This window comes from Pseudomonas sp. NPDC090592, from assembly GCF_044769185.1.
Lineage (GTDB): Bacteria > Pseudomonadota > Gammaproteobacteria > Pseudomonadales > Pseudomonadaceae > Aquipseudomonas.
Genome location: NZ_JBIVXJ010000011.1, coordinates 72,965 through 96,552 on the forward strand (window position 1 = coordinate 72,965; position 23,588 = coordinate 96,552).

Below are 23,588 nucleotides of genomic sequence, written 5' to 3' on the forward strand. Positions count from 1 at the left end.
CTTCAAGAAAGTGGCGGACTCAGCAGGATTCGAACCTGCGACCGCTCGGTTCGTAGCCGAGTACTCTATCCAGCTGAGCTATGAGTCCGCGATTGGCAGTTTTAGACCAGGTTACCGCTGGTTGACTGAAGCAGCTTTGCAAGCAGAGCCACTTCAAGAAAGTGGCGGACTCAGCAGGATTCGAACCTGCGACCGCTCGGTTCGTAGCCGAGTACTCTATCCAGCTGAGCTATGAGTCCGCGATTGGAAGTTTTAGACCAGATACCGCTGGTTGATTGAAGCAGCCTTGCAAACAAAGCCACTTCAAAAGTGGCGGACTCAGCAGGATTCGAACCTGCGACCGCTCGGTTCGTAGCCGAGTACTCTATCCAGCTGAGCTATGAGTCCGTGTCTTGCCGCGCATTATAGGTCGCTGAAACATTTTTGCAAGAACGTTTTCGTTTAAAATCAACTACTTAGCGTTCTTACCGTTTACAGCGCCCTACGCAAATAATGGCGGTGAAGGGGGGATTCGAACCCCCGATACCCTTATGAGGTATACTCCCTTAGCAGGGGAGCGCCTTCGGCCACTCGGCCACCTCACCGCAACACGAGGCGAATATTAAAGAACCTCTTTCACCTTTGCAACCCTTTTTTTGAAAAAAACTTCAAAAAAATTAAAGGCTTGGCTCTTCATCCTTCTCCTTCTTGATCCGCAGGTAGATTTCCTCGCGGTGAACGGCCACTTCTTTAGGGGCGCTGACGCCAATACGCACCTGGTTGCCTTTGACGCCGAGCACCGTCACGGTGATCTCGCCATCTCCAATGATCAGGCTCTCGGCGCACCGACGAGTCAGAATCAACATAGCTTTCTCCTTACGCAAACATTCAGGGGTAACAGTCTTGGGGGTAAGGGCCGGTCGTGGACGACGACCTGGCCCGATTACGCGCCACACAGGGCAGGACAAGGCCTGCGTGGCGAGCAGAAACGCGAAGGGCGCGGCACCAGCCGCGCCCTCCCAGGCAGCGCCTTACTCGCCCTGTCGGGCAGGGGCGTCGAGCTCGAACGCGGTGTGTAACGCGCGCACGGCCAGCTCCAGGTATTTCTCTTCGATCACGACCGAGACCTTGATCTCGGAGGTGGAGATCATCTGGATGTTGATGCTCTCCTTGGCCAGTGCTTCGAACATGCGGCTGGCGACACCGGCGTGCGAACGCATGCCGACGCCAACGATCGAGACCTTGGCGATCTTGGTGTCGCCGATCACTTCACGGGCACCGATTTCGCGGGCGGTGTTTTCCAGCACGCTTTGCGCCTTCTCGTACTCGTTGCGGTGTACGGTGAAGGTGAAGTCGGTGGTGTTATCGTGGGCGACGTTCTGCACGATCATGTCCACTTCGATGTTCGAAGCGCTGATCGGGCCGAGGATCTTGAAGGCCACGCCCGGGGTGTCCGGCACGCCGCGAATGGTCAGCTTGGCTTCATCACGGTTGAAGGCGATACCGGAAATGATCGGCTGTTCCATGGATTCCTCTTCATCAATGGTAATGAGGGTACCCGGACCCTCCTTGAAGCTGTGCAGCACGCGCAGCGGAACGTTGTACTTGCCGGCGAACTCCACCGAACGGATCTGCAGCACCTTGGAACCGAGGCTGGCCATTTCCAGCATCTCTTCGAAGGTAATCTTCTCCAGGCGCCGGGCCTGCGGCACAACGCGCGGGTCAGTGGTGTAGACGCCATCGACGTCGGTGTAGATCTGGCACTCGTCAGCCTTCAGCGCCGCCGCCAGGGCCACGCCTGTGGTGTCGGAGCCGCCACGGCCCAGGGTGGTGATGCTGCCGTGCTCGTCCACACCCTGGAAGCCTGCAACCACGACCACGCGGCCTTCCTTGAGGTCGGCGCGAATTTTCTGATCGTCGATCTGCAGGATGCGCGCCTTGTTGTGCGCGCTGTCGGTGAGGATGCGCACCTGGTTGCCGGTGTAGGACACCGCTGGCACACCGCGCTTGATCAAGGCCATGGTCAGCAGGGCAATGGTGACCTGCTCACCGGTCGACACGATCACGTCCAGTTCACGCGGAACTGGCTGATCGGTAATCTGCTTGGCCAAGTCGATCAGGCGATTGGTTTCACCGCTCATGGCCGACAATACAACCACCAGGTCGTCGCCCGCTTCACGGTGTTTCTTGACCTTTTCGGCTACCTGCTCGATCCGCTCGATGGAACCGACAGAGGTGCCGCCAAATTTCTGTACGATCAACGCCATTTCAATGGTGCCTCAGCCCATACAGGGCCCCAAAAAACAATCCAACATGAAGAGGCCGGCGGGAGTGGCCTGTGCGGCTGATTCTTGCACCCAAATTCGGCACCAGGATTCGCCTCGCTGCGTTGCCACTCCTCGCCGTAGCCCGGCTACGACTCGTCGCGGCGCCTTGCGCGGCAAACCCTGGCACTCGAATTTGAGCGCAAGAATTAGCCGTACAGGCCACTAGACCACCGGCCCCTTCATCTCAAAGTCCCTGCTCTGCGAATGGCACGGCCAGCGCCAGGGCATGGTCCAGTGCAGCGACGTCGACGCCACCACCCTGGGCCATGTCCGGACGGCCACCGCCCTTGCCACCCACCGCCGCAGCGGCTTGTTTCATCAGATCGCCAGCCTTGAGTTGGCTGGAGAGGTCTTTGGTCACGCCGGCCACCAGCACGACCTTGCCCTCATGCTCGCTGCCCAGCAGGATCACTGCGTGGCCGAGCTTGTTCTTCAGCTGATCGACCAGGGCCAGCAGGGCCTTGCCATCCTGCCCATCCAGGCGGGCAGCAAGTACCTTGGCCCCCTTGACCTCAACGGCCGCATTGGAGAGATCGTCCCCGGCGGCGCTGGCGGCCTTGGCCTGCAGCTGTTCCAGCTGCTTCTCCAGCTGGCGGTTGCGCTCGAGCACAGCCGACAGCTTGTCGATCAGGTTGTCGCGGTTACCCTTGACCAGTTGCGCGGCTTCCTTGACCTGCTCTTCGGCAGCGTTCAGGTAGGCCAGCGCAGCGGCGCCGGTGACTGCTTCGATACGGCGCACGCCAGAGGCCACGCCGCCTTCGCTGATGATCTTGAACAGGCTGATGTCACCGGTGCGCTTGGCGTGGATACCGCCGCACAGCTCCACCGAGAAATCACCGCCCATGCTCAGCACACGCACGGTGTCGCCGTACTTCTCGCCGAACAGCGCCATGGCGCCTTTGGCCTTGGCGGTTTCGATGTCGGTCAGCTCGGTTTCCACCGGGGTGTTCTTGCGCACTTCGCGGTTGACGATGTCTTCCAGCTGCTTGATCTGCGCAGGCGATACCGCCTCGAAGTGGCTGAAGTCGAAACGCAGGCGCTGGCTGTCGACCAGCGAGCCCTTCTGTTGTACGTGCTCGCCCAGTACCTGGCGCAGCGCTTCGTGCAGCAGGTGCGTGGCGGAGTGGTTCAGCGAGGTGGCGTGCTGCACATCGGCATCAACCTTGGCCTCGACTGGCGAACCGATCACCAGCGCACCGCTGGCGACCACGCCGTGGTGCAGGAAGGCACCGCCGGTCTTGGTGGTGTCGCGCACGTCGAAGCGCGCAGCGCCGGCCTGCAGGAAGCCGGTGTCACCCACCTGGCCACCGGACTCGGCGTAGAACGGCGTGCGGTCGAGCACGATCACGCCCTGCTCGCCTTCACCCAGTTGGTCAACGGCCTGACCGTCCTTGTACAGGGCGATGATCTTGCCTTGGCCTTCGGTGGCGTCGTAGCCGAGGAACTCGGTGGCGCTGTCGACCTTGACCACGCTGTTGTAGTCCATGCCGAAGGCACTGGCGGAACGCGCACGCTCACGCTGGGCGTCCATCTCGCGCTCGAAGCCGGCTTCATCGATGGTCAGCTCGCGCTCACGGGCGATGTCGGCAGTCAGGTCCATCGGGAAGCCGTAGGTGTCATACAGCTTGAACACCACGTCGCCCGGCACCACGTTGCCTTTCAGCTGGGCCAGGTCCTGCTCGAGAATGCGCAGGCCTTGCTCCAGGGTCTTGGCGAACTGCTCTTCTTCAGCCTTGAGCACACGCTCGATATGCGCTTGCTGGCTCTTCAGCTCGGGGAAGGCTTCGCCCATTTCGGCGGCCAGTGCGGCAACGATCTGGTAGAAGAAGCTGCCCTTGGCGCCCAGCTTGTTACCGTGACGGCAGGCGCGGCGAATGATGCGGCGCAGCACGTAGCCACGGCCTTCGTTGGACGGCAGCACACCGTCGGCAATCAGGAAGCCGCAAGAACGGATGTGGTCGGCCACCACTTTCAGCGAGGCCTGGCCGTCATTGCTGCAACCGATGGCCTGGGCCGCGGCGCTCAGCAGGTTCTGGAACAGGTCGATCTCGTAGTTCGAGTGCACGTGCTGCAGCACGGCGCTGACACGCTCCAGGCCCATGCCGGTGTCTACCGACGGCGCTGGCAGCGGGTGCAGCACGCCGTCGGCGGTGCGGTTGAACTGCATGAAAACGTTGTTCCAGATCTCGATGTAGCGGTCGCCGTCTTCTTCTGGCGAGCCGGGTGGGCCGCCCCAGATGTCCGCGCCGTGGTCGTAGAAGATCTCGGTGCATGGGCCGCACGGGCCAGTGTCGCCCATGGTCCAGAAGTTGTCAGAGGCGTACGGTGCGCCTTTGTTGTCGCCGATACGCACCATGCGCTCTTGCGGCACGCCGACTTCCTTGGTCCAGATATCGTAGGCTTCGTCGTCGGTGGCGTAGACGGTTACCCAGAGCTTTTCCTTGGGCAGGTTCAGCCATTTGTCCGAGGTCAGGAAGGTCCAGGCGAAGGTGATGGCATCGCGCTTGAAATAGTCGCCGAAGCTGAAGTTGCCCAGCATTTCGAAGAAGGTGTGGTGACGCGCGGTGTAACCGACGTTTTCCAGGTCGTTGTGCTTACCACCGGCGCGCACGCACTTCTGGCTGCTGACAGCACGGGTGTAGGCACGCTTCTCCGCACCGAGGAAGCAGTCCTTGAACTGGTTCATGCCGGCATTGGTGAACAGCAAGGTTGGGTCGTTGTTCGGGATCAGCGAACTGGAGGCGACTCGGGTATGGCCCTGCTCTTCGAAGAAGCGAAGGAAGGCTTCACGGATTTCTGCGCTTTTCATAGGTTCTTCCACGGAAACGGCGGCCCTGTTGGGCAAACACGTCGACGAAACGACGGCAAAGGGCCGCATTATATCGGTCCTGCAATCTCGATGCAGTGTGTTTATACGATAGAAACCGTCGTTTGGACGGTTTTTCGGGCTATGCAAACGAAAACGACATGACCGGATGCTAAATCCTGTGTTTCGCCACTGGCAAGCCAATTACCGCTCATGGGGAGGGAAAATGGAACAGGCGGTGCATTAAAGGGTTTTCATCATGGATGGGATCCGAAAACCCGTAGCACGATGGCTGCTCATTGCGCCCTACATATATGCAGCCTTGCACGCCGTGCACCCACCTAACCTGGCCAATCACTCAACCAGCAGGTGATGCACATGGCAACCCCCGCAATGACTGCACAGCGCATAGACGGAAATGACAAAAGCAATTCGGCCGACTTCGGCGAGATGGATGAGGCTATCGCCTATGATGATCCCGTCGAATCAGCGTTGGGCTCGTCTCGCGTCTACTTCAATTTCGAGCACTTCGACCTCTACAGATCACCCGCCATGCACATACAGCGTCGGCTAATCGAGGCCATGGACGGCGAGGCAGTCGTCGGCAGCATTGACGAACTTCTTGTCTGGCTGAACACCACCGATGTGCAGTTGCGCCAAGACAGCATCATCACGCTCGAGGTCGACGGCCAACCCTTTACTATCCACCCAGCCTCTCCTGAGCAACGGCTTCATTTACTGTTCGTGGCAGCAGAGGCCCCTGAGGGCATAGGCCAAGGCGTCGATTACCCAGTGCGCGTGGACGGTAACGCGAGCCGCGACAACCTTTTCGAGATCACCGCGTTCGAGCACCTGTTCCTCTATGGCACACCGCAGTTCCAGGCACGGGTATTCGAACAACTGGCGTTGCTGCCTGGCTATCCCGAGCTGAAACGGTTACTGGACAAGGCGCGCCAGCAGTACGCAAACGTGCCGGATATCGTACTCATGCAGTGCTATACCGGCCCGCTGCAACAGGGACCTGGCTTTGACCTGGAGGGCATGATCCCGGCCAAGTATTCCCACCTGCTACCCGGCGGCTATACCGCCGTACTCTACGACCCCTACGATGCAAACGGCCTCGACGGGCTAACCACGCTGACAAGAATGCTGCAAGAGGTTTACGACGCGCTAGCGCCAGACAGCTTGGTCCCAACCCCGACGCTGGGTAACTGAGCCCCTCATGACAAGCTGCGCCCTTCATCGGGCACGATCAGAATCCCTGCCCTGAGGCCATTCCTGACCTTGGGGTTGGGGAATATGATGCGTGCACCCTCTTCCTCGACCACCCAGCGCATCTCGGCCAGGTCCTCAGCCAGCAGGTAACCCTTGCTCAGCTCCGAAAAGTTCTCGATGTCCGCCGGGAGGTGCAGGTGGAAGCTGTCGCTGTGCTTGATGATTTCACGGGAAACACTGAACAGCTGCAGGCCATCCAGCGAGGTTTCATCCCCTGGCTCGGTAGCCTCGATGATGCTGATCAGGCGCTCTTCCAGCTTGTCGAGGTTGACCTGCTCGTTCTGGCCGAACGGGCGGGCCTTGCCCAGCTCCAGGGTAAAAGCTTCAGCATCCAACTGTTCGTAGGTGAAGGCACTGAAGGTGATGGAAGATTTGCTTTGCAGCAGCACCGCCTCCATGCCGGCCGCCGCCAGGCGCGCCAGTTCGCGACGGGAATGCTTGCGCCCCTCTTTATAGGGGTACAAGGCAAACTGCTCGATCTTCGAACCGCGAATTGCCGTATGCAGGTCGTAATGCAGGCGGCTGCGCCCCGGCTTGCTGAAGAACACCCGGGCAAACTGCTCGAGCTCCGCGGCACGCAATGCCTCGAAACCACTGGAAAGCTCATGACGGCCGTTGAACAGGCGGTTGATGTCCTGCTCGATGAAACGCTCGCCCTTGCGGATCGCGGCCGGGTTGCCGAACAGGAACAGCAACCGTGCCTTGGGCTTGATCTTGCCGCTGGCCACGCCGTGCAGCAGCCGTTCGAGCAGCTCGATCGGCGCCGTTTCGTTGCCATGAATGCCGGCGGACAACAGCAAGTCCAGCCCACAATCCTCGCTCTCGGCAGGGCGCACTTCCAGCGCGCCCTCCCCCAGCCAACGCAAACGCGCGCCCTTGGGTGTCACTTGGGTCTTCTCGGCCGGTTCGTGATCGGTGAGGGTCAGCTCAAGCAATTTGCCGAGGGCGAGCATAGTGACTTCCTTAGTGGTGGTGGCCGCAGTCGGGGCCATGGACGTGATCGTCGTCTTCGCCAACCTCGGCCGGCTCCATTTCCAGCTGCAGGCTGACCAGGTTGGTGGCCATCGGGCGCAGCAGCAGGTTGGCGTATTCGGTGTCGTCTTCATCGACATCCACACCGATCAGCAGCTGGCCACGGCCGTCCTGCTGAATCCACACTTCCTTGCCTTGCCACACCACGGCAAAACGGGTGCAGGAGGTTTCCAGCTGGGTGCCGTCTTCATCTTCGAGGATCAGGCGCAGGGCGTCGGTCATTGCAAAGTCTCTCTTCAAGGTTGTCGTTGGAACGGGTACACCGAACCCAACTTCAGGATCTGGGTCAATTCGTCCAGTGCCGTACGGCATTCCACCAGCAGTTGCGGGTCGGCCAAGTCCGCTTCGCCCAGGCGATCGCGGTAATGCTTGTCGACCCACTGCACCAGGGTGTCGTACAGCGGGGCGGTCATGATAACGCCTTGGTTGACCGCCGCCAGTTCCGATTCCTTCAACGCCACGCGCAAACGCAGGCAGGCCGGACCACCACCGTTCTGCATGCTTTGCTTGAGGTCGAATACCTTGACCTCCCTGACCGGGCCACCTTGGCTGGTCAGCTGCCCCAGGTAAGCCCAGACCCGCTCATTGTTGCGGCACTCTTCCGGCACCACCAGCAACATGGAGCCGTCGTCGCGGCTGAGCAGCTGGCTGTTGAACAGGTAGGAACGCACCGCGTCTTCCACCGCCACCGCTGCCCGCGGCACACAGATGGCCTGGAAGTTGCCACCCTTGCTGGCCAGTTTCGCTCGCAGCTGGCCAAGCACCGCGCCAGTCTCGAGGAAAGCGTCCTCGTGATAGAACAGCACCTCGCCGTTACCCACCGAAATCACATCGTTGTGGAACACGCCCTGGTCGATCACCGCCGGGTTCTGTTGAGCATAGACCACACCGCCGTCACTCAGCCCATGCAGCCGGGCCACGGCCTGCGAGGCCTCCAGGGTTTGCCGGGCCGGATACTTCTGCGGCGCCGGGTAGCGGCTGTCGAAGGCACTGCGGCCGTACACGAAGAACTCCACACCCGCTTCACCATAGGCACGGCAGAAGCGCGTGTGGTTGGCCGCGCCCTCGTCACCGAACTGTGCCACGGCAGGCAATGCTGCGTGGTGGGCAAAGTGTTTCTCGTTGTTGAACATGGCACCCAGCACACGGCTGGTGGTCGGGTGCTCGATGCTACGGTGGTACTTGCAGTTCAGGTTGGCCGCAGTGAAGTGCACGCGGCCATCCGCGGTGTCGGCACTGGGGCTGACCGTGGCAGCGTTGGCCACCCACATGCTCGACGCCGAGCAGCTGGCCACCAGCAACGGCATGGCCTCCCTGGCGGCACGCTGGATCACCTCGGCATCGCTGCCACTGAAGCCCAGGCGGCGCAGTGCGGCCACATCCGGGCGCTCTTGCGGCGCCAGCACGCCTTGCTTGAAGCCCATGTCAGCCAGCGCTTTCATTTTTGCCAGGCCCTGGCGCGCCGCTTCACGCGGGTTGGAGCCTTGCTGGCTGTTGCTTTGCGAAGCCACGTTGCCGTAGGACAGGCCGCCGTAATTGTGGGTAGGCCCCACCAGGCCATCAAAATTCACTTCATAGGATTTCATCGGCTAGGCTCCGTGACTGTTGTTATAGGGTGATACCCGGCGTCAGGGTCGCCGGCAAGGCAAGGCTGGCGGTTTCCAGCGAAGCCACGGGGTAAGCGCAGTAGTCAGCCGCGTAGTAGGCACTGGCGCGATGGTTGCCACTGGCGCCCACGCCGCCGAACGGTGCACTGCTGGCGGCCCCCGTCAGCTGCTTGTTCCAGTTGACGATGCCGGCGCGGCTGCGCAACCAGAAGTACTGGTAGCGAGCGCGTGAATCGGACAACAACCCGGCGGCCAGGCCGTACTGTGTGTTGTTGGCTTCATCGATGGCCGCATCGAAGTCGGCATAACGGATGACTTGCAGCAGTGGGCCGAAGAATTCTTCGTCCGGGCGCCCGGCTACGCCAGTGACATCGACAATACCCGGGGTCAACAGCGCGGCATCGGCCTGAGGCTGGGTCATTTCCAGCAGTTTCACGCCACCTTTGCTGAGCAGGTCTGCCTGGGCGTCCATCAGCCCCTGCGCCGCCTGCAGCGAAATCACCGAGCCCATGAACGGCGCCGGCTGCTCATCGAACGCACCTACCGTGATGGTTTTGCACACCTCGACCAGGCGAGCGATCAGCGCATCACCCCAGGCACCTTGCGGCACCAGTAGTCGGCGTGCGCACGTGCAACGCTGGCCGGCGGAAATGAACGCAGACTGGATGATGGTGTACACCGCAGCGTCAATGTCCTTGACCTCGTCCACCAGCAGCGGGTTGTTGCCCCCCATTTCCAGGGCCAGGATCTTGTCCGGGCGGCCAGCGAACTGCTGGTGCAGCACATTGCCGGTGCGGCTGGAACCGGTGAAGAACAAGCCATCGATCCCAGGGTTGGCAGCCAGCGCCACACCGGTTTCGCGTGCGCCCTGCACCAGGTTCAGCACACCCGCTGGCAGGCCGGCGGCGATCCAGCAGTTGACCGTCAGCTCGGCGACCTTTGGCGTCAGCTCGCTGGGTTTGAACACCACGCAGTTGCCCGCCAACAACGCCGGCACGATATGGCCATTGGGCAGGTGGCCCGGGAAGTTGTAGGGGCCGAACACCGCCACCACACCGTGGGGCTTGTGCCGCAGCACTGCCGTGGCATCGGCCAGCGGGCCGCTCTTTTCCCCGGTACGCTCGCGGTAGCTTTGCACCGAGATTGCGACCTTGTTGATCATGCTGGTGACTTCAGTCGCCGACTCCCACAGGGGCTTGCCGGTTTCCTCGCCAATGCACTGGGCCATGGCCTCGGCATGCGCCTTGAGCTGTGCGGCAAACTTCTCCAGCACATCGATGCGCGCTTCCAGGCTGAGTTGCGCCCAGGCCGGAAAAGCCTGCCGCGCCGCCTTTACGGCAGCGTCCACCTGGCTTGCGTCAGCGCCCTGCCCTTGCCAGATCACGGCCTGGGTCACCGGGTTCAGCGATTGCAGGCTTTCGCCCCGGCCGGCCTGCCAATTGCCTGCGATGTAATGCGTGGTCATTTACTGGGCCTCCCGGCTTGCCGACAGCGGCACGGCGCGCACGTTGTCACCCGCGCCCATGCGCAGGCGCTTGGCGGTCAGCGGGTCGACCACCAGGGTACCGGCGGCCAGCCGCGCAGGTGCAGCGGTGATGCGGCAATCGTCGCGCTTGCGGTTGTGGATGATGTAAGGGGTGGCGTCATCGCCCGGCGTACCGACCGCCAGCACCAGGGTCTGGCTTTCGCGCACAGCGCGGATTTTGGCGGTGTCGCATTCGATGGCAGGGCCGGCGTCAAAGATGTCGACGTAACCCTGATAGTTGAACCCTTCCTGCTTGAGCATCGCCAGCGCTGGCTCGGTGTCTTTGTGCACACGGCCGATCACCTCACGCGCCGCCTCGGAAAGGAAGCAGGTGTACAGCGGAAACTTGGGCATCAGCTCGGCGATGAACGACTTGTTGCCAACGCCAGTGAGGTAGTCGGCCTGGCTGAATTCCATCTTGAAGAAATGCCGGCCCAGGCTTTCCCAGAACGGCGAACGGCCCTGCTCATCCGACATGCCGCGCATTTCGGCGATGATCTTCTTGCCGAACAGCTCCGGGAACTCGGCAATGAACAGCATGCGTGCACGCGACAGCAGGCGGCCATTGAGGCCGGAGCGGTAGTCGCCACGCAGGAACAGCGAGCACAGTTCAGAGTTGCCGGTCAGGTCGTTGGCCAGGAACAAGGTCGGGATTTCGCGGTAGATCTTCAGTTCCTGCGAAGCGCTGACGGTCAGGCCGACCCGGTAGTTGTACCAAGGCTCGCGCAGGCCCACGGCACCGGCGATGGCACTGATGCCCACCACCAGGCCTTCGTCGTTTTCCAGCACGAACAGGTAATCGGTGTCGCCACGCTCGGCTTCGCCACGGAAGCTCTTTTCCGCCCAGCCAACGCGCTGCCCCAGGCGTTCTTCGTTGGCCGGCAGCGTGGTCAGCCCGGTGGTGCCGGTGCTGCGTGCCAATTCGATCAACGCAGGCAAATCGCTGCTGCGTACAGGACGAACGATCATGCTATCTCCTTGAGCGGCGGCGTCGGCCGGCGCAAAACTCTTCTAACGCATCAATCCCGAAACGTCTGTTACCAGACCTCAGACCGCGACCAGGCGCACGCTGGCGCCCTCACCCACGCCCAACGCGTCGGCCGCAGCCTCGCTCAGGCTGACCGGCTTGCCGGGCACCCAGTCGAGCTCCAGCAACACGGCGCGGTAGTCTTGCAACTGGCCATTGCACACCAGGTACGGGCGCCCGCCCTTGGCCGCGCCCTCTTCGATCTTCACCGGTACAACGCGGCTCTGGGCAATCGAGCGAACACCCGAAGTACGCGCATGCAGGGTTGGGCCGCCGTCGAAGATGTCGATGTAGTGCTCGGTCTCGAAGCCTTCGCGCATGAGGATGTCAAAGGTGATCTGCGCCCGCGGATGCACCTGCCCCATGGCCTCCTGCGCTTCGTCAGGCAACAGCGGCACATAGATTGGATAGTGCGGCATCAGTTCGGCGAGAAAGGTACGGCTCTTCAGGCCACACAGGCGCTCGGCGTCGGAATAGTTGAGGTCGAAGAAATTACGGCCAATGGCATCCCAGAACGGCGACTCGCCCTGCTCGTCGCTGTAGCCAACGATTTCGGTCACCAGCGAGTCGGCGAAACGCTCCGGATGCGCCGCCATGAACAGCAGCCGGCCGCGAGAATTGAGCTCGGCCCAGCCACTGTCTACCAGTTCCGGCAATACATAGAAGCTGGTCAGCAGGCTGTTGCCGGTCAGGTCGTGACACATCGACAGCACGTGGATCTTGTTGTGAATCTTCAGCTCGCGCGAAGCGTGCACGAAGGTTTCGTTACGAAAGCTGTAGAACGGCTCGGAGTAGCCTGCCGAAGCGACAATGGCCGAGCAGCCGGCCAGCTTGCCGGTTTCGCTGTCTTCGAGCACGAAGAAGTAGCTTTCTTCACCGTTGAAGCTGACCTCGGCGGCGAAGGAAGTCTCGGAGGCGGCGATCTTGTCGCCCAGGCGAGCAGCGTCGTCCGGCAGCGAGGTGACACCAATGGGGCTGTCTGCAGCCATGCGCTGCACTTCGTTCAGATCAGCCATTTGCGCGGGGCGCATCACCAGCATGGTGTCACTCCTTTGGAATACGGGCCGCTCATGGCGGCACGGAAAAACGGCAGGCGCGTGGGCACCTGCACTGGAATCGGGTATCGCCGGCCCGGCTCAGCCTTGGCTGGGGCCGGCGAAAGGACCGCAGGCGGATCAGCCTTTGGTCAGGGTAGCCACAGCGCGCTCGAAGCGGTCCAGGCCTTCATCGATGTCGGCGTCTTCAACCACCAGGCTTGGCGCGAAGCGAACCACGTCCGGGCCGGCCTGCAGCACCATCACGCCTTCCTTCTCGGCGGCGTTGAGCACGTCCTTGGCCTTGCCTTGCCAGGCTTCGGTCAGCACGCAGCCCAGCAGCAGGCCAACACCACGCACCTGGGTGAACAGGTTGTACTTCTGGCCAATCTGCTCCAGGCGGGCCTTGAAGCGCTCATGCTTGGCCTTGATGCCGGCCAGGGTTTGCGGGGTGTTGACCACATCCAGCACCGCGCAGGCAACGGCACAGCCCAGCGGGTTGCCGCCGTAGGTGGTGCCGTGGGTGCCAACAGCCAGGTGCTTGGCCAGCTCGGCGGTGGTCAGCATGGCGCCGATCGGGAAACCGCCGCCCAGGCTCTTGGCGCTGGTCAGGATGTCTGGCGTTACGCCGTAGTGCTGGTAGGCATACAGCGAACCGGTACGGCCAACGCCAGTCTGCACTTCGTCAAAAATCAACAGGGCGTTGTGCTCGTCACACAGCTTGCGTGCGCCTTCCAGGTAGGCCTTGTCGGCCGGCACCACACCGCTCTCACCCTGGATCGGCTCGATCACCACGGCGCAGGTCTTGTCGGAAATCTGTGCCTTGAGCGCTTCCAGGTCGTTGTAGGGCACGTGGCTGATGCCGGTGATTTTCGGACCGAAGCCATCGGAGTACTTCGGCTGGCCGCCGACACTGACGGTAAACAGGGTGCGGCCGTGGAAGCTGTTCACGGTGGCAATGATTTCGTGCTTTTCCGGGCCGAAGCGGTCATGGGCGACGCGGCGGGCCAGCTTGAAGGCGGCCTCGTTGGACTCGGCGCCAGAGTTGCAGAAGAAGGCGCGGTCGGCAAAGGTGGCGTCCACCAGCTTGTGGGCCAGGCGCAGGGCCGGCTCATTGGTGAACACGTTGGACACGTGCCAGAGGGTGTTGGCCTGGTCGGTCAGGGCCTTGACCAGTGCCGGGTGGCAGTGGCCCAGGGCGTTTACCGCGATGCCACCGGCAAAGTCGATCAACTCGCGACCCGACTGGTCCCAGACGCGGGAACCCTCGCCTCGCACAGGAATGAAGGCCGCCGGAGAATAGTTGGGGACCATGACCTGGTCGAAATCGGCACGTTGCACCGGGGCTTGCTCAACGGACATCTGAGTCTCCTGAAGAGGAACGCTGGCCTGGAAGTGGCGAGCGATGGGGGGATTGTAAGGACTGATCCGCGCCTGTCCTTGCGGCCAAGCGACAACTTGTTACAGCGCAAAACCCAGTTTTGACAAGGTTTTCGGCAATGCGACAAACACTGTCGCAATCGCGCAGTGTACGGGAATGTTCGCCGGTATTCTTGTGGTGCCTGACAGATCGAGCGCCGCCCGCGCGGCGCTTCGCGGGGCAAGCCCGCTCCCACATCTGTTTCGGGCCAGTTTCTCCTGCATCCATTGGCGCGCGCACCATGGGTGCATGGCTGGAGATTGATGAAGAGCAGCAGCGCCCCCTTCGATATCGAAGGGGACAAACAAGGCGGACAGAGGTGACTTAACAGGATGGACTGGCCCGAAACAAATGTGGGAGCGGGCTTGCCCCGCGAAGCGCCGCGCGGGCGGCGCTCGATTTCGGCATCACCATCAAACCCAAGGCATACACCCCAGGCCCAACCAGAATGTCAGCCCTTTTCAGCCGGCGCCGAGCTCAGCTCGAACGGGCTGCTGCTGCGCCGCTGGTTACGGTCTTCCCGCGGCGTCGCGCCGAAGAAGTTGCGATAGGCACTGGAAAAGTGCGGCCCCGAGGAAAACCCACAGGACAAGCCGATCTGGATGATCGACTTGCTGGTCTGCATCAGCATCTGCCGCGCCTTGTTAAGCCGCAGCTCCAGGTAGTACTGGCTCGGCACACGGTTCAGGTACTGCTTGAAGATACGCTCCAGCTGCCGGCGCGACACGCACACATGCTGGGCAATCTCATCGGTGGTCAGCGGCTCTTCGATGTTGGCTTCCATCAACAGTACCGCCTGGGTCAGTTTGGGGTGGCTCGAACCCAGGCGGTTTTGCAGCGGAATCCGCTGGCGCTCGCCACCCTCGCGAATGCGCTCGACCACCAGTTCCTCCGACACCGCCCCCGCCAGCTCGGCGCCATGATCACGGGCCAGCACCGCCAGCAGCAGGTCGGTCACAGCCATGCCGCCACAGGCGGTCAAGCGGTCGCGATCCCAGTCGAAAAGGTGGCTGGTGGCGATGACCTTGGGGAAGCGCTCGGCAAAATCGTCCTGCCAGCGCCAGTGCACCGCTGCCCGGTAACCGTCGAGCAGGCCCAGCATCGCCAGCGGATAAACACCCGCAGACAACCCGCCGACCATGCAACCACTGCGCGCCAGCTGCTTGAGCGCCGTGGACAACGCAGCCCCAACCGCCGCAGGCGGCTCGTCAGCAAGCAGAAACAGTTTGTGGCAACCTTCCAGGCGACCCGCCCATGCCTCGCCCGGCAAGCGCCAGCTACCCTCCAGCGCAGGCTCGGCCTGCAGGAAGGCCAGTTCGTAGACCACATCCGGGTGCACCCGCTGCGCCACCAGCAACACTTCCTCGGCCAGCGCCAGGGTCAAGGGCCTGGTGCCGGGCCAGATGAGAAAACCGATTCGCTGGGTGGTCATAGGGTGCGGTCCGAAACCTGGGTTCGTTCGAGTCTGTGCGCCGGGTCAGGCTGCGCTCGCCGCGCAGCATGCCCTATTCTGGTGCAAAAATGCAGCTTTTACTTCAGGCTGCCGGAAAGGAACTGCTTCAGGCGCTCCGACTGCGGGTTTGCCAGCACTTCACGCGGGCAGCCGGTTTCTTCCACCAGGCCTTTGTGCAGGAACACCAGCTGGTTGGACACCTCGCGGGCAAAGCCCATTTCGTGGGTCACGACCACCATGGTCCGGCCTTCCTGTGCCAGCGCCTGCATCACCTTGAGCACATCACCCACCAGCTCGGGGTCGAGCGCCGAGGTTGGCTCGTCGAACAGCATAACCTCTGGCTCCATGGCCAGGGCCCGGGCAATTGCCACACGTTGTTGCTCACCACCCGACATATGCCCGGGGAAGGCGTCCTTGCGGTGGGCGACACCCACCTTGGCCAGGTAATGCTCGGCCTTCTCCAGCGCTTCCTTCTTGTTCATGCCCAGTACATGTACCGGCGCTTCGATGATGTTTTCCAGCGCCGTCATGTGCGACCACAGGTTGAAGTGCTGGAACACCATCGACAGGCGCGAGCGCATGCGTTGCAACTGGCGCGGGTCGGCAGCCTTCAGCGCGCCGTCCTTGCCGGCCAGCAGCTTCAGTTCTTCGTTGTTGAGCAGGATCTTGCCGGCATGCGGCTGTTCCAGCAGGTTGATGCAGCGCAGGAAGGTCGACTTGCCCGAACCACTGGAGCCGATGATGCTGATGACGTCGCCGGCCTTTGCCGCCAGGGACACGCCCTTGAGCACTTCATGGCTGCCGTAGCGCTTGTGCAGGTCTTGGACTTCGAGTTTGTACATGCTGTCGATTCTCACAAAGCGGTCAGTGCTTGCGCGGCGCCAGGTAGCCGAGCCAGCGGCGTTCGGCCATCTTGAACAGGCGCACCAGGATGAAGGTCAGGCACAGGTAGAACACGCCCGCCGTGATGTAGGCCTCGAAAGGCAGGTAGTACTGGGCGTTGACCGTGCGTGCGGCACCGGTGATGTCGATCAGGGTCACGATCGACGCCAGGCTGGTGGTCTGCAGCATCATGATCACTTCGTTGCTGTACTGCGGCAGTGCCCGGCGCAGGGCCGAAGGCAGCAGGATGCGCCGGTACATTTTCATGCGCGACATGCCCATGGCCTTGGCCGCCTCGATCTCGCCATGGGGCGTGGCCTTGAGGCTGCCGGCAATGATTTCGGCGGTGTAGGCGCTGGTGTTGATGCCGAACGCCAGGCACGCGCAGAAGGTGGCGCTGGACAGCAACGGCCAGAGGAAGCTTTCGCGCACCGCTTCGAACTGCGCCAGGCCGTAGTAGATCAGGAACAGCTGCACCAGCATGGGTGTGCCGCGGATCACGTAGGTGTACAGCCACGCAGTCAGATTGATCGCTGGCTGTTTCGACACCCGCATCAGGCCCAGCGGAATGGCCGCCAGCAGGCCGAAGAACAGCGAAATCGCCAGCAGCTTGAGGGTGGTCAGCAGGCCGCCGAAGTACATCGGCAGTGCCTCCCAGACGACGTTGTAGTCGAAGATCATAGTTCAGCCACCTTGACGCCCACCGAGTAGCGGCGTTCCAGATACTTCAGGGCCAGCAGCGAGACGCTGGTCAGCACCAGGTACAGGGCCGCCACCGCCAGGAAGAAGGTGAAAGGCTCGCGGGTGGCATCGGCCGCCTGCTTGGCCTTGAACATCATGTCCTGCAGGCCGACGACCGAGATCAGCGCGGTGGCCTTGGTCAGCACCAGCCAGTTGTTGGTAAAGCCCGGGATCGCCAGGCGAATCATTTGCGGCACCTGGATGCGGAAGAACACCTGGCGGTTGCTCATGCCATAAGCCACGCCAGCTTCGGCCTGCCCCTTGGGGATACCGAGGAAAGCACCGCGGAAGGTTTCCGACAGGTAAGCACCAAAAATGAAGCCCAGGGTACCGATACCCGCAACCAGCGGGTTGAGGTCGATGTAGTCTTCGTAGCCGAGCAGCGGTGCCACCCGGTTGATGATGTCTTGCCCGCCGTAGAAGATCAGCAGGATCAGGACCAGGTCCGGGATGCCACGGATCACCGTGGAATACAGGTCGCCCAGCCAGGCCAGCCAGCGCACAGGCGACAAGCGCAGCGCCACACCGATCAGACCGAGCACGATGGCCAGGGCCATCGACGACAGGGCAAGCTGAAGCGTCAGCCACGCCCCGTCGAGGATGACTGCCCCGTAGCCTTTCAACATGATGAGGTCCTCGACCTAGAGAATGAAAAATGGTGCAAACCTCAGAGCCTCTGCTGTTTGCACCATTGCACAGGTGAACCCGACGTCTTAGTTCGAGTCTGGACCGTAGATGTCGAAGTTGAAGTACTTCTTCTCGATTTCTTTGTACTTGCCGTTGGCGCGAATGGCATCGATCGCCGCGTTGATGCGGTCGGCGTTGGCCTTGTCGCCCTTGCGCACGGCAATGCCGACGCCATCACCGAAATACTTCACGTCGGTGAACGACGGGCCGACGAAGGCGAAGCCCTTGCCAGTATCGGTTTTCAGGAAGCCGTCTTCCAGCAGGGTGGCGTCGGCCACGGTACCGTCGAGGCGGCCGGCAGCCACGTCGAGGTAGATTTCGTTCTGAGTGCCGTAAGGGACCACGGTGGCGCCTTTCGGGGCCAGCACTTCCTTGGCGAAGCGGTCGTGGATCGAGCCGCGCTGCACGCCGATCTTCTTGCCTTTGAGTTCATCCAGGCTGTCGCTGACAGCGGTGCCGTCCTTCATGACCAGGCGCGCCGGGGTGAGGTAGTAGCGCTTGGTGAAGTCGACCGACTTCTTGCGGTCTTCGGTGATGGACATGGACGACAGGATGGCGTCGATCTTGCGCACTTTCAGCGCCGGGATCAGGCCGTCGAATTCCTGCTCGACCCAGGTGCACTTGGCTTTCATCTCTTCACACAGGGCGTTGCCGATGTCGTAGTCGAAACCAGCGATGCTGCCATCGGTCTGCTTGAAGGCGAAGGGAGGGTAAGCGGCTTCAATGCCGATCTTCAGTGGTTTTTCATCGGCCTGCGACACCAGGGAAAACACGGACAGCGCCAAGGCGCCAAGCAGTGCGAGCTTCTTCATCAGGTAACTCCATCGGTACGGGGCAATACAAGGCAGGTAACAACTGCCCGATATGCGAATGGGTACAACGCGAGCCGCGCAGGGTTCGACCAAGGTCGCAGACCACGAGCGAGTGAGTGGCATTTTAGCGATAGCCCGGTAGTCGATATTTCTTCAAAGCGACAACTACTTACAGAAGCGCCTGAAACCGCTGCGGGCGATGTTGACAGCCAGTGCAAATTATGCAAAAGCGCAAGAAATAGAACCTATAGACCTAGCAATTCCTGGGCCTATTATTGGCAAAGCCTTGTACGACGGCAAGTGCAGCGTGCCGTGTTACACAAAATGGCCTCAGGAATGCACCAAAACAAGCCAGATTTGTTTCCTGGCGCCCCGAACCTGTGCAGGGCCGGTGACAGAACAGTTACCGATGAATGTCGGGTAACAGTAAAGCAAAAACCCCGCCGGTTGCCCGGGCGGGGTTCATGTTGCCGGGCCTACGCACACCCTGTGGGAGCGCATGAGACTCGGCGATCAGGCCGAAGCCAGGTTCATGGCCTTGTGGGTGTCGATCAGGTGCTGCACCACGCCCGGATCGGCAAGGGTGGAGATATCACCCAGCGCATCGTACTCGGCGGTGGCAATCTTGCGCAGAATACGCCGCATGATCTTGCCCGAACGGGTTTTCGGCAAGCCTGGCGCCCACTGAATCACGTCCGGCGAGGCGATCGGGCCGATCTCTTTGCGCACCCAGTTCTTCAGCTCCAGGCGCAACTGCTCGCTGGCCTCGACGCCGGCATTGAGGGTGACATACACATAGATGCCCTGGCCCTTGATGTCGTGCGGCACACCCACCACCGCAGCCTCGGCCACTTTCGAATGGGCCACCATGGCGCTTTCGATCTCGGCGGTACCCATGCGGTGGCCGGACACGTTGAGCACGTCATCCACGCGCCCTGTGATCCAGTAGTAGCCATCCTCGTCGCGGCGTGCGCCGTCGCCGGTGAAGTACATGCCACGGAAGGTCTTGAAGTAGGTGTCGACGAAGCGGTCGTGGTCGCCGTACAGCGAACGCGACTGGCCCGGCCAGGAGTCGAGGATGACCAGGTTGCCTTCGGCGGCACCGTCGATCAGGTTACCCAGGTTGTCCACCAGCGCCGGCACCACACCGAAGAACGGGCGGGTTGCCGAACCCGGCTTGAGGCCGGTGGCGCCTGGCAGCGGGCTGATCAGGATGCCGCCAGTCTCGGTCTGCCACCAGGTGTCGACGATCGGGCAACGCTCCTTGCCCACGGTCTTGTAGTACCAGTTCCAGGCTTCTGGGTTGATCGGCTCGCCTACCGAACCCAGCAGGCGCAAGCTGGAGCCGTCAGCGCCTGCAACGGCGGCCTGCCCTTCGGCCATCATGGCGCGAATGGCCGTTGGCGCGGTGTAGAGGATGTTGACCTTGTGCTTGTCGACGATTTTCGACACGCGGGTGATGTCCGGGTAGTTCGGCACGCCTTCGAACAGCAGCGTGGTGGCGCCGTTGGCCAGCGGGCCATAGACGATGTAGCTGTGGCCGGTAACCCAGCCGACATCGGCAGTGCACCAATAGACCTCGCCTGGGCGATAGTCGAACACGCGCTCGTGGGTCAGCGCGGCATACACCAGGTAACCGCCCGTAGTGTGCAACACGCCCTTCGGCTTACCCGTGGAGCCGGAGGTGTAAAGGATGAACAGCGCTTCTTCAGCGCCCATTTCCTTCGGTGCGCAGTGGCTGGAGGCCACTTTCATCAAGTCTTCGTACCAGATGTCACGGTGCTGGTGCCAGGCAATGTCGCCACCGGTGCGCTTGCACACGATGATCTTCTGCACGCTGCTGGTTTCAGGATTGGTCAGCGCCAGGTCAACGTTGGCCTTGAGCGGAGTACGACGGCCACCGCGCACGCCTTCGTCGGCGGTGATCACCACCTTGGACTTGCAGTCGATGATGCGACCCGCCAGCGCCTCGGGCGAGAAACCACCGAACACCACCGAGTGGATGGCCCCGATACGGGCACAGGCCAGCATGGCGACCACGGCTTCGGGGATCATCGGCATGTAGATGGTAACCACATCACCACGGTGCACGTCCTGGCCACGCAGGGCGTTGGCGAACTTGCAGACCTGCTCGTGCAGCTCGCGGTAGGTGATGTTGCGGTGTTCGGAAGGGTCGTCGCCTTCCCAGATGATTGCCAACTGGTCACCGCGCTCTTCGAGGTGGCGATCCAGGCAGTTGGAGGAAACGTTCAGAGTGCCGTCGGCGAACCATTTGATATCGACGTGGTGGTCGTCGAAGGAGGTCTGCTTGACCTTGGTGAACGGCCTGATCCAGTCGATACGCTGGGCCTGCTCGCGCCAGAAGCCGTCCGGGTTGATCACCGATTGCTGGTACATGGCCTTGTAGGTGGCCTCGTCGGTCAGGGTAGTGGCCGCAACCTCGGGACGAACGGGATACAGTGGAGCCGCACTCATCTGTGTTACCTCGGAGTAATAGTTGTTTTTGTATGGAACCGTTTGTAACTGTACCAGAGCGACAAAAGCCATTCGACGTTGGTAGTAATTTGGTACGCCCGTGCCGGCAAAGCGCTCTGGCATGAGGATTACAGCCCGGGCCACGAAAAACCGGGGGGCTTTACCAGAGGATTGTTACAGATTCTGTCAAAACACTTTATCAAAACACCCACTGTTTCAGCCTTGGCCACAACCCTAGAATTCACCTCGCCAGCAACGGCAAGGCGATTAACAACTGGTAACAGCCCCCACGAAGGCAAGCGTTAATCTCCCTCTAATCCCGATAGTTAAAACTAGCTGTACTCGCGGCGCCATAAGCGCCGCGTGCCCCCTCACGACCTTAGACAGGTAAATAGAAAATGAAAGCTTTACTGGTATTGGTACTTGGCAGTCTTTGCGGCGCGGCGATGGCCGGCGAAGCCAAAGATGCCGAGCAGATTCCGGTTGAACAGTACAGTTACTCGCAGCACCTGGACATTGCCCGCGTCATATCCATGAGCGAAGTGCCCAATGTGTGCGAAGTCGTGCCAGCCCGCATGACCTACGAGGACTCCCAGGGCCAGAAGCACATTCTCGAATACCGCGTGATGGGGAACGGCTGCTCTAACGGCTAACCCTTGAGATTGGGGCCCCTGCGGGGCCCTTCGCGGGCTTGCCCGCTCCCACAGGTACTGCACAGCTTTCAAGTACCGTGCAATACCTGTGGGAGCGGGCAAGCCCGCGAAGAATATTGCACAAGATTAACAGGCTATTAATTACCCGCTTTGATCTGCCGACTTGCCTAAGGAATAGTCCCTTAACTTGTTGGCAATCGTCGTATGCGAAACACCCAATCTTTTGCCTAAAGCCCGGCTACTCGGAAACTCCCCCATCAAACTTTCCAGCACCGCTTTTTCAAAGCGCCCGACAATCTGCGAAAGATCCCCCTCCAGCGAAAACTCCCCCAGCGGCTGCCGTACGCCATAGTCCGGCAAACGAATATGTTCGCTTTTAACCACCCCGCCGTCACATAACGAAACCGCCTGGAACAAGACGTTTTCCAGCTGCCTTACATTGCCCGGCCAATGGTATTGCCCAAGTTTATCCATTGCCGCCGGCGCCAGGCGTGGCATGGCGCAGCCAATCTGCCGGCTGGCCTGGTCGAGAAAGTGCTGTACCAACCCTTCCAGCCCATCCATGCATTCGCGCAAAGGCGGAATGTGCAGCGACAACACGTTGAGGCGGTGATAAAGGTCTTGCCTGAACTCGCCGCGGGCACAGAGCTCGGACAAGTCCACCTGGGTCGCGCAGATCACCCGCACATCCAGGTACACCTCTTCATCGCTACCTACCCGACGGAAGCAACCGTCCTGCAGGAAGCGCAGCAACTTCACCTGCAGCCGCGGGCTCATCTCCCCTACCCCATCAAGGAACAACGTGCCGCCAGCGGTCAGCTCCAGCAGCCCCAGCTTGCCCTCGGCCCGCGCACCTTCGAATGCCCCGGGGCCGTAACCGAACAGCTCGGTCTCGGCCATCGACTCGGGCAGCCCGGCGCAATTGAGCGCCATCAGTGGCGATTGCCCACGCGGGCTGGCCAGATGGCAGGCGCGCGCCAGCAGCTCCTTGCCGGTGCCGGTCTCACCCTCGATCAGCAGCGGCGCATCCAGCGGTGCCATGCGCCGCGCCTCACGCACCACGGCGGCCATTACCCGCGAGCTCTGGAAGATGCTGTCAAAGCCGCGCAGCTCCTGCTTGCGCACGTTGTAGATGCGCTCGCCAATGCGGTCGGCACGGTGCAGGGTGAGCACGGCGCCCGCCAGCGCCTCGCTGTCATCGTGCTCGGACTGCAACGGCGCAATATCAGCCAGGAACACGTCGCCCTTGACCTTGATCCGCATGCCGTTGATACGCGACTTGTTGGCCCGCACCAGCTCCGGCAGGTCAAAGTCTTCCACGTAGCGCGCCAGCGGCATGCCCGGCACCTCGTCCACCCGCACCCCTAGCAGCTGCGCCGCGGTGCGGTTGGCGGCGACGATGCTGCCACCCATATCGATCGACAGCACCGGAAAGTCCAGCGCCCCCAGCAGTGCGTTCAGCTCCATGTGCCGGCGCTCGCTGGGCATCAGCCCTACGCGCTTGACCCCAAACACCCCGGCAATTGCTTCGAACTTCGGCCGTAACGCCTGGAACTGTAGGTTGATCAGGTTCGGGCAATGCAGGTAGATGGCGTTGCCATGGTCACCGCCCACCTCGCCGCGCAGCACGTTGATGCCGTACTCCACCAGCAGGTTGAGGATGTCGCGCAGGATGCCAATACGGTTCTGGCAATGCACTTTGATACGCATGTGGGCTCTCGAAGCGCCAATGTTTTTCAACACCGCGCAGAAAATTCGTAAAGATAAGCTGACAAAATCAGGGAAAGCATCAGCCAGATACCCCGGATTTTCCGACACCTGGGCGGCTTTGTAAAATTATCGTTACGAAAACA

General features: G+C 61.5%; 19 protein-coding genes and 4 tRNA genes. 2 read left to right on the forward strand and 21 right to left on the reverse strand.

All coding sequences use genetic code 11. The features are described from left to right. Positions 1-11: 11 nt before the first annotated feature. The 7 genes from ACIQUI_RS12165 to alaS form a co-directional block, all read right to left on the reverse strand. A tRNA-Arg gene (locus ACIQUI_RS12165) sits at positions 12-88 on the reverse strand. Positions 89-162: 74 nt separating this feature from the next. Further along, positions 163-239: transfer RNA gene (locus ACIQUI_RS12170), tRNA-Arg, on the reverse strand. Between the two features lie 71 nt (positions 240-310). Next, positions 311-387: transfer RNA gene (locus ACIQUI_RS12175), tRNA-Arg, on the reverse strand. Between the two features lie 106 nt (positions 388-493). Continuing rightward, positions 494-584 (reverse strand) — tRNA-Ser (locus ACIQUI_RS12180). Positions 585-656: 72 nt separating this feature from the next. Beyond that, on the reverse strand, positions 657-845 hold the full coding sequence (gene csrA, locus ACIQUI_RS12185) for a carbon storage regulator CsrA (protein ID WP_003254503.1): 189 nt from the start codon (positions 843-845) through the stop codon (positions 657-659). 165 nt (positions 846-1,010) lie between these two features. Then, on the reverse strand, positions 1,011-2,246 hold the full coding sequence (locus tag ACIQUI_RS12190) for an aspartate kinase (protein WP_403198594.1): 1,236 nt from the start codon (positions 2,244-2,246) through the stop codon (positions 1,011-1,013). Between the two features lie 244 nt (positions 2,247-2,490). Next, a complete protein-coding gene (alaS, locus tag ACIQUI_RS12195; protein WP_403198597.1) occupies positions 2,491-5,115 on the reverse strand; it encodes an alanine--tRNA ligase in 2,625 nt (874 codons plus the stop codon). Between the two features lie 375 nt (positions 5,116-5,490). On the opposite strand from alaS, the gene ACIQUI_RS12200 reads away from it, so the two are divergent. Next, positions 5,491-6,327 carry a hypothetical protein gene (locus ACIQUI_RS12200; protein WP_403198599.1) on the forward strand — a complete coding sequence of 279 codons (837 nt, stop codon included), beginning with the start codon at positions 5,491-5,493 and terminating at the stop codon, positions 6,325-6,327. A gap of 5 nt (positions 6,328-6,332) precedes the next feature. Here ACIQUI_RS12200 and astE read toward each other — a convergent pair whose 3' ends face one another. From astE to acs, 13 genes are all read right to left on the reverse strand, one after another. Then, positions 6,333-7,340 (reverse strand): succinylglutamate desuccinylase, encoded by a 1,008-nt coding sequence (gene astE, locus ACIQUI_RS12205; protein ID WP_403198602.1) that lies wholly within the window; start codon positions 7,338-7,340, stop codon positions 6,333-6,335. A gap of 10 nt (positions 7,341-7,350) precedes the next feature. Next, positions 7,351-7,641, reverse strand: coding sequence for a hypothetical protein (locus tag ACIQUI_RS12210; RefSeq protein WP_016488488.1), 291 nt, complete (start codon positions 7,639-7,641; stop codon positions 7,351-7,353). A 14-nt stretch (positions 7,642-7,655) separates the two neighbouring features. After that, positions 7,656-9,005 carry an N-succinylarginine dihydrolase gene (astB, locus tag ACIQUI_RS12215; protein WP_403198605.1) on the reverse strand — a complete coding sequence of 450 codons (1,350 nt, stop codon included), beginning with the start codon at positions 9,003-9,005 and terminating at the stop codon, positions 7,656-7,658. 22 nt (positions 9,006-9,027) lie between these two features. After that, complete coding sequence (gene astD, locus ACIQUI_RS12220) at positions 9,028-10,491, reverse strand: succinylglutamate-semialdehyde dehydrogenase (protein WP_403198608.1); 1,464 nt, start codon at positions 10,489-10,491, stop codon at positions 9,028-9,030. After that, positions 10,492-11,520, reverse strand: a complete 1,029-nt coding sequence (gene astA / locus ACIQUI_RS12225) for an arginine N-succinyltransferase (protein ID WP_403198610.1) — start codon at positions 11,518-11,520, stop codon at positions 10,492-10,494. Positions 11,521-11,598: 78 nt separating this feature from the next. Further along, positions 11,599-12,618: an arginine/ornithine succinyltransferase subunit alpha gene (gene aruF / locus ACIQUI_RS12230; protein WP_403198613.1), complete on the reverse strand. Its 1,020-nt coding sequence runs from the start codon at positions 12,616-12,618 to the stop codon at positions 11,599-11,601. 135 nt (positions 12,619-12,753) lie between these two features. Beyond that, entirely contained in the window at positions 12,754-13,974 is a 1,221-nt protein-coding gene (locus ACIQUI_RS12235; protein ID WP_403198615.1) for an aspartate aminotransferase family protein, read from the reverse strand. A gap of 509 nt (positions 13,975-14,483) precedes the next feature. Beyond that, on the reverse strand, positions 14,484-15,464 hold the full coding sequence (gene argR / locus ACIQUI_RS12240; protein WP_391125424.1) for a transcriptional regulator ArgR: 981 nt from the start codon (positions 15,462-15,464) through the stop codon (positions 14,484-14,486). A 98-nt stretch (positions 15,465-15,562) separates the two neighbouring features. After that, positions 15,563-16,327, reverse strand: coding sequence for an ABC transporter ATP-binding protein (locus ACIQUI_RS12245; protein WP_403198618.1), 765 nt, complete (start codon positions 16,325-16,327; stop codon positions 15,563-15,565). A 22-nt stretch (positions 16,328-16,349) separates the two neighbouring features. Continuing rightward, positions 16,350-17,048 (reverse strand): ABC transporter permease, encoded by a 699-nt coding sequence (locus ACIQUI_RS12250; RefSeq protein WP_016711852.1) that lies wholly within the window; start codon positions 17,046-17,048, stop codon positions 16,350-16,352. Next, on the reverse strand, positions 17,045-17,734 hold the full coding sequence (locus tag ACIQUI_RS12255; protein WP_016488497.1) for an ABC transporter permease: 690 nt from the start codon (positions 17,732-17,734) through the stop codon (positions 17,045-17,047). Before ACIQUI_RS12255 ends, ACIQUI_RS12250 begins: the two co-directional genes overlap by 4 nt. An 87-nt stretch (positions 17,735-17,821) precedes the next feature. After that, positions 17,822-18,607: an ABC transporter substrate-binding protein gene (locus tag ACIQUI_RS12260; RefSeq protein ID WP_403198621.1), complete on the reverse strand. Its 786-nt coding sequence runs from the start codon at positions 18,605-18,607 to the stop codon at positions 17,822-17,824. Positions 18,608-19,120: 513 nt separating this feature from the next. After that, complete coding sequence (acs, locus tag ACIQUI_RS12265) at positions 19,121-21,082, reverse strand: acetate--CoA ligase (RefSeq protein WP_403198623.1); 1,962 nt, start codon at positions 21,080-21,082, stop codon at positions 19,121-19,123. 398 nt (positions 21,083-21,480) lie between these two features. Here acs and ACIQUI_RS12270 point away from each other — a divergent pair, with 398 nt between their 5' ends. Further along, positions 21,481-21,735 carry a DUF2790 domain-containing protein gene (locus ACIQUI_RS12270; RefSeq protein WP_003254526.1) on the forward strand — a complete coding sequence of 85 codons (255 nt, stop codon included), beginning with the start codon at positions 21,481-21,483 and terminating at the stop codon, positions 21,733-21,735. Between the two features lie 141 nt (positions 21,736-21,876). Here ACIQUI_RS12270 and ACIQUI_RS12275 read toward each other — a convergent pair whose 3' ends face one another. Continuing rightward, a complete protein-coding gene (locus tag ACIQUI_RS12275; RefSeq protein WP_403198626.1) occupies positions 21,877-23,445 on the reverse strand; it encodes a sigma-54-dependent transcriptional regulator in 1,569 nt (522 codons plus the stop codon). Positions 23,446-23,588: the final 143 nt, after the last annotated feature.